This window comes from Streptomyces sp. NPDC048275, from assembly GCF_040652275.1.
Lineage (GTDB): Bacteria > Actinomycetota > Actinomycetes > Streptomycetales > Streptomycetaceae > Streptomyces.
The window spans coordinates 53,572-59,876 of the sequence record NZ_JBEZLR010000063.1 but is presented as its reverse complement, the minus strand read 5'-3'; the positions used below and the strand labels follow the sequence as shown (position 1 = coordinate 59,876).

Here is a 6,305-nt window from a genome sequence, read left to right as displayed (position 1 = left end):
GCCTCAGGGTGCACAGTTGCTTGTCCGCGGCGGCCAGCACCACCTGCCGCCCACCACCCGGCGCCCCCTCCAGCGCGCACACATCCACCGGCAGACACCCGTACGTCGCCTGGAAAGCGACCACCTGCCGGGTCCGGGCGCGCAGCACCGAGGCCGCCACCGCCTGCCCGTCCGGACACGCCGCCCGCAACGCCGCCCACTCGGTCTCGGTGCGCCGCAGGGGATCGGCATCCGGGCCGACAGGCCAGGTGGCCAGGACCGCGTCGGTGATCTCGCTACGCCACCAGGCCGACCGCAGCGCCCGCCCGGCCTGCTCCTCAGCCACCCTGCGCACCCGGTCCGGCACATACAGCCCGTCGGGCACCACCGCACCCCATCCCAGGGTGCGCAGGGCCATCCACGCGTTCGACGGCAGCCGGGCCCCGCAGAAGTCGGTCCCGGAGGCGAGTTGCGCAAGGTCGGGCCGGTTCCAGTGCGCGGAGGTCCTCGGTACACAGCGCCTCGACCAGGGACGTCAGCCAGCCCACCCGCCCCGCCAGCACCTCCGCGCCCAGCACCTCGCCGGTCACCGTGTCCAGGCCCCTGAACGCGGACGCGGAGGCACACGCGATGCGCTCCGTCTCCCCCTCGCCCAGCTGGATCTTCCGCCGCACCGTCCACCTCCCCGCCCTGTTGCGACCTGTTGTCCGATCATCGGACTCACCTACACAACGCACCCCACCCGCAAAGGTCACGCAGCAATCGAAAACAGCCCGAGCAGACCGCAGCCGTCGTCATCGCGCTGATGGGCGCCGCGGTCGGCGGCACGACCATGGTGCTGCTGCGACTGTGCGGCTCCGCGGGCGTCAGTCTCGCCTCGATCCTCCTGCTGATTCTCGGCAACAGCAGCAGCGGCGGGATCATGCCGGCGGCCTACCTTCCCGACTGGCTGCGCCCGCTGTCCGAGATCCTGCCCGTCGGGGTCGGCGTCCGCGCGATGCAAGGGCTGTCCCGGTTCGAGAACGACGGTTTGACCCGCGCCCTGGTGATCCTCCCGCTGTGGGTCCTAGGCGCCGCCGCCGTGCTCTACCTGAAGGACGTGTTCCGGCGCGAGGCTCCGGCCGGCGCGCGGGAGAAGGCCGAGCCTCAGCCCGCGGCGGGCTGACGTCGGCAGGGCACTTCCGCATCTGGATCCGGTGTTGACGGGGCGTGCCCTTCGCCGCCCGGTTCCAAGGCACTGAAAGCAGCCTGAAACCGCGCTGAATGCGCTCTGCCGCAGTCTCTTCGGCATGACGACAACGACATCGCACTCACCAGCCATCGCGGCCAAGGGGCTGCGCAAGGCCTACGGGGACAAGACGGTCCTCGACGGCATCGACCTGGCGGTGCCGGCCGGCACCATCTTCTCCCTGCTCGGCCCGAACGGCGCCGGCAAGACCACCGCCGTCAAGATCCTCTCCACCCTCATCACCGCCGACGCCGGCGACCTGCACGTCGGCGGCCACGACCTGGCCACCGACCCGCAGGCCGTGCGCGCCGCGATCGGCGTCACCGGGCAGTTCTCCGCCGTGGACGGCCTGATCACCGGCGAGGAGAACATGCTCCTCATGGCGGACCTGCACCACCTCTCCCGCAGCGAGGGCCGCCGCACCGCCGCCGAACTCCTTGACCGCTTCGACCTGGTGGAGGCCGCGAAGAAGCCCGTCTCCACCTACTCCGGCGGCATGAAGCGCCGCCTCGACATCGCCATGACGCTGGTCGGCAACCCGCGGATCATCTTCCTCGACGAGCCGACCACCGGCCTCGACCCACGCAGCCGCCACAACATGTGGGGGATCATCCGCGAGCTGGTCTCCGACGGCGTCACCGTCTTCCTCACCACCCAGTACCTGGAGGAGGCCGACGAACTCGCCGACCGCATCGCCGTGCTGAACGACGGGAAGATCGTCGCCGAGGGCACCGCCGACGAGCTGAAGCGCCTCATCCCGGGCGGGCACGTTCGGCTCCGCTTCACCGACCCGTCCACGTACCGGTCCGCCGCCGTCGCCCTGCGCGAGGCCACCCCCGACGACGAGGCGCTGTCGCTGCAGATCCCCAGCGACGGCAGCCAGCGCGAGCTGCGTTCCATCCTCGACTGGCTGGACTCGGCCGGCGTCGAGGCGGACGAGCTGACCGTGCACACCCCCGACCTCGACGACGTGTTCTTCGCCCTCACCAGCCCGGCCAACGTCCCCAACCAGCCCAAGGAGAATGTCCGATGAGCGCCCTCTCCCTCGCCGTACGCGACTCGAACACGATGCTGCGCCGCAACCTGCTGCACATACGGCGCTACCCGTCCATGACTCTGAACCTGCTGCTCACGCCGATCATGCTGCTGCTGCTCTTCGTCTACATCTTCGGCGACGCGATGAGCGCGGGCATCGGTGGCGGCGGCGCGGACCGCTCCGACTACATCGCCTATATCGTCCCGGGCCTCCTGGTGATGACCATCGGCAGCACCGTGATCGGGGCCGCGGTGTCCGTCTCCATGGACATGACCGAGGGCCTCATCGCCCGCTTCCGTACGATGGCGGTCTACCGCGGCTCTGTGCTCATCGGGCACGTCGTCGGCAGTGTGCTGCAGGTGCTCGCCAGTCTGGTCCTCGTCGGCGCCGTCGCCGTGGCCATCGGCTTCCGGTCCACGGACGCCACGGCCCTGGAGTGGCTGGCGGCGTTCGGGCTGATCGCGCTGTTCGCCGTGGCGCTCACCTGGATCGCGGTCGGGATGGGCATGGCCAGCCCGAACCCCGAGGCCGCCAGCAACATGGCAACTCCGCTGATCCTCCTCCCGCTCATCTCGAGCGCCTTCACCCCGGCCGACACGATGCCGGGCTGGTTCCAGCCGATCGCCGAGTACCAGCCGTTCACGCCGGCCATCGAGACCCTGCGCGGCCTGCTGCTCGGCACCGAGATCGGCAACAACGGGTGGATCGCGATCGCCTGGTGCGTCGGCCTGGCCGCGCTCGGCTACCGCTGGTCGACGTCGTTGTTCAACCGCGACCCGAAGTAACCGCCATGACAGCGCGGGCTGCCTCCCGCAACTCGTCCCGCTCCAGGGCGGCGTACTCCGACACCGCGTCGGCGTACGCCGCCCTGGCAGCGTTCCCGGCGGCCTCGGCCGCCTTCCGGGCGCGGTCCGCCGACATCGTCGGCTGGTAATCGCGCAGTACCCGCAGTCGTTCGGCCAGCGCGATCATCCGTACGGCACCGGCGTCACCGGAGGCGAGCCCCGCCACGCCGAGGGCGTGCAGCACCGTCCCGATCACAGGGAGCTCCATGGGCGAGCCGGACGGACCGGAGAGCAGGGTCTGCATCCCCTGCCGCAGCCGGTCGACCACCTCCGCGACCAGCTCGAGACGGCCGACGTGCGCGTGCGCCGTCACCGCCGTCGACTGGACCTGCAGTGCCCACCGGTCGAGGAAGGGATCGCCGCTGTACATCGAGCCGGCCTTGGCCACCCCCTCCACGGCGCTGCGCCACAAGCCGAGCCCGACCTCCGTCAGCCCGCGGGCGAGCGCGACCTCGGCGCGGCCGCCGAGGTCGGCGCTGTCGGAGTCGTCCTGCTGCAGGGTGTTGACATCCTCCGCCTGCCGCAGCCAGTACTCGGCCTCGTCGGGGTCGCCGCGCTGCAGGCAGGCGAGGACGAGGCCCCAGCGGACGCCGATGGAGTCGTGCTCGTCGCCGAGCCGCGGCAGCGCCTCGAGCGCCGCCTTGAGGTGCTCGTACGCGGCCTCGCCCTGCTCCATCTGCAAGCACAGCTCGCCCAGCCGGGCGTGGCCCATGACCTGCATGAACGGGTTGTCGACCGGCGTCAGTGCAGTGATCATCCGGCGAGCCGAGGCGAGCGCGCGGTCGATGTCGTGCTCCTGCTCCCAGACGTAGGTGGCGATGCACTCGGCGACGCCGGCGAGCAGCGGCTGCTCGCTGTCGCAGAGCCCCTGCAGCACTTCGTAGTCGGGAGGCAGCATCTCGGGGACCGCGCTCAGCACCGCCGCGGTGGCGCGCAGCAGCGTGTCCGGCGGGGCCGGGGGCAGCCGCCGGAGGGTGACGAGCTGGCGTACGACGTGCGGGCCGTAGCCCATGAACAGGGTCGCCGTGCACAACACCGCGGCGGCGCGGGCGACTTCGACGTATTCGGGCTCGGGGTAGTAGTGCGACAGCGGTGGGCCGGTGTCTGCGGCGAGGGCGGTGAGGCGGGGGTAGTTGGAGCCGGTGGACCACAGGGCGGCGAGGACCGCGGTGAGGGCGGCGATGGTGGGGCCGTCCGTACGGGCCAGGGCGTGCCGCAGGGCCAGCACGAGGTTGTCCTGCTCGGCCCTGATCCGCTCCCAGGCGGCCCTCGGTTCCGAGCCGAAGAACCAGTCGTGGTAGGCGACCCCGAAGCCCCGCGCCCAGGCGAGGAACCGGCCGATGGCCTCCTCGTCCTCGCCCGCCTTCGCGCGCCGGGCCGCGCTGAACTCCCGTACGGTCTCCAGCATCCGGAACCGCACGCCGGCCGGGGTGTCGGCGACGGTGAGCAGGGACTGATCGGCCAACTGCTCCAGCAGAAACAGCGCATCCGCACCCAGCACGTGCTCCGCCGCCTCACCGGTGAAGCCGCCGGGGAAGACGGACAGCGTGCGCAGCGCTGCCCTGGCGTCCTTGGCGAGCAGGTTCCAGCTCCACTCCACGACCGCGTGCAGCGTGCGGTGGCGCTCCGGCATGCCTCGCACCCCGCCGCGCAGCAGCGCGAACCGGTCGCCGAGGCGGCGGGCGATCTCCGGAACCGAAAGCACCCGCACCCGCGCCGCGGCCAACTCCACGGCGAGCGGCAGCCCGTCGAGGTGACGGCACAGCTCGGCCACCACGTCCGGCGGCAGCTCCACGCCGGGCCGGGCGGCCCGGGCCCGCTGCGTGAACAGCTCGACCGAGGTGTCAAGACCGAGCTCCGGCAGCGCGTACACCGCCTCCGATGTCAGGCCGAGGGAGGCCCGGCTGGTGGCGAGCACCCGCAGGTCCTTCGAGGACGAGACCAGCGCCTGTACGAGGTCGGCGGCGCCCCGGATGACCTGCTCGCAGTTGTCCAGCACCAGCAGTGCGGACCCGGAGCCGAGCACGCCGAGGATGCCGGGCACCGGGTCGTGGCCGCTGACGGAGCCGGCCCGCCCCTCGCCCGTGCCGAGCGCGGAGGCCACCTCCGCGGCCACGTCCTCGTCCGTGGTGACGCCGGCGAGCGGCACGAAATACACCACGCGCTGCTCGCCCCGGCGGCTGACGGCGTGCGCGAGCCGGGTCTTGCCGAGGCCGCCGGGGCCGACGACCGTGACGGCGCGGGAAGCGCGCAGCAGCCGCTCCACCGCCGCGATGTCCTCGTCCCGTCCGAGCAGCGGGTTCGGCTCGTGCGGCACGCCGTGCCTGACCACAGGCGCCTCGCCGCGCAGCAACTCCCGCTGTACGGCCTTGAGCGCGGCGCCCGGATCCGTGCCGAGCTCGTCGCGCAGCTCACGGCGGTACGCCTCGTACCGCATCAACGCGGCGGACGGGCCCACCGTCGCCGCCTCGCCGCGCAGCAGCTCGGCGAGTATCTCCTCGTCGCGCGGATGCTCCGAGGCGGCCACGGCCAGCGGCCCGGCCGCCTCCGCGTGCCGCCCCAGCCGGGCGAGCGCGAGCGCCTGCGCGCGTACGAGCGTGCCGCGGACGGGGGCGCGCTCGGTGCGCAACGCGGCTACGGGGTCTGTGCTTTCGCCGGGCCCGCCGGCCCCGTCAGGAGTGCCCTCCCACAGCGCGAGCCCGGCGTCGGCCGCAGCCAGCGATCCCGCGTGGTCCCCGGCCCTGGCCCGGTCCGCGCTGGCGGCGGCGTGCAGCAGGAGGGCGGAGCTGTCGACCTGGTCCTCGGCGAGTGTGAGCCGGTATCCGGTCGGTGTGTTGACGAGGACGTCGGCGTCCAGCTGCGCCCGCGCCCTGGACACGAGGACCTGCACCGCCTTTCCCGGCCGCTCGGGCAACTCGTCCGGCCACAGCCCTGCCACAAGACGCTCGGTGCTGCAACCCGTGCGCAAGTCGCCCGCGAGCAGCGCGAGGAGACCGCGGAGCCGGGGCGCGGTGACCTCTTGTCCGCGATAGGCGACACGCGGCAGCAGGGTCAGATCGGTGGTCATCCGTGCAGACTAGCCAAGGCCCGGCCGCCGCAACCACCGTCGCGGGCCGAACTCCCGCAGCGCGGGCAACTGCCGTACCCGCACCAGCCGTTACCTTTTCCTCCACCGTTGCGACACCCACGGAGCCGTCGCCTCTCGTACGCGGTCCGG

At 72.4% G+C, this 6,305-nt stretch carries 4 protein-coding genes and 1 pseudogene; 3 read left to right on the top strand and 2 right to left on the bottom strand.

All coding sequences use genetic code 11. The features are described 5' to 3' along the window. Positions 1 to 397 (bottom strand): annotated as a pseudogene (locus AB0D57_RS30650) (transposase); the annotation flags it as partial. A gap of 387 nt (positions 398 to 784) precedes the next feature. On the opposite strand from AB0D57_RS30650, the gene AB0D57_RS30645 reads away from it, so the two are divergent. From AB0D57_RS30645 to AB0D57_RS30635, 3 genes are all read left to right on the top strand, one after another. After that, complete coding sequence (locus AB0D57_RS30645) at positions 785 to 1,144, top strand: ABC transporter permease (RefSeq protein ID WP_362080135.1); 360 nt, start codon at positions 785 to 787, stop codon at positions 1,142 to 1,144. 124 nt (positions 1,145 to 1,268) lie between these two features. Next, a complete protein-coding gene (locus tag AB0D57_RS30640) occupies positions 1,269 to 2,240 on the top strand; it encodes an ATP-binding cassette domain-containing protein (RefSeq protein WP_362080132.1) in 972 nt (323 codons plus the stop codon). Beyond that, a complete protein-coding gene (locus tag AB0D57_RS30635) occupies positions 2,237 to 3,028 on the top strand; it encodes an ABC transporter permease (RefSeq protein ID WP_362080129.1) in 792 nt (263 codons plus the stop codon). The genes AB0D57_RS30640 and AB0D57_RS30635 overlap by 4 nt, the downstream gene beginning before the upstream one ends. Here AB0D57_RS30635 and AB0D57_RS30630 read toward each other — a convergent pair. Next, on the bottom strand, positions 3,009 to 6,155 hold the full coding sequence (locus AB0D57_RS30630; protein ID WP_362080126.1) for a BTAD domain-containing putative transcriptional regulator: 3,147 nt from the start codon (positions 6,153 to 6,155) through the stop codon (positions 3,009 to 3,011). The genes AB0D57_RS30635 and AB0D57_RS30630 overlap by 20 nt on opposite strands. Positions 6,156 to 6,305: the final 150 nt, after the last annotated feature.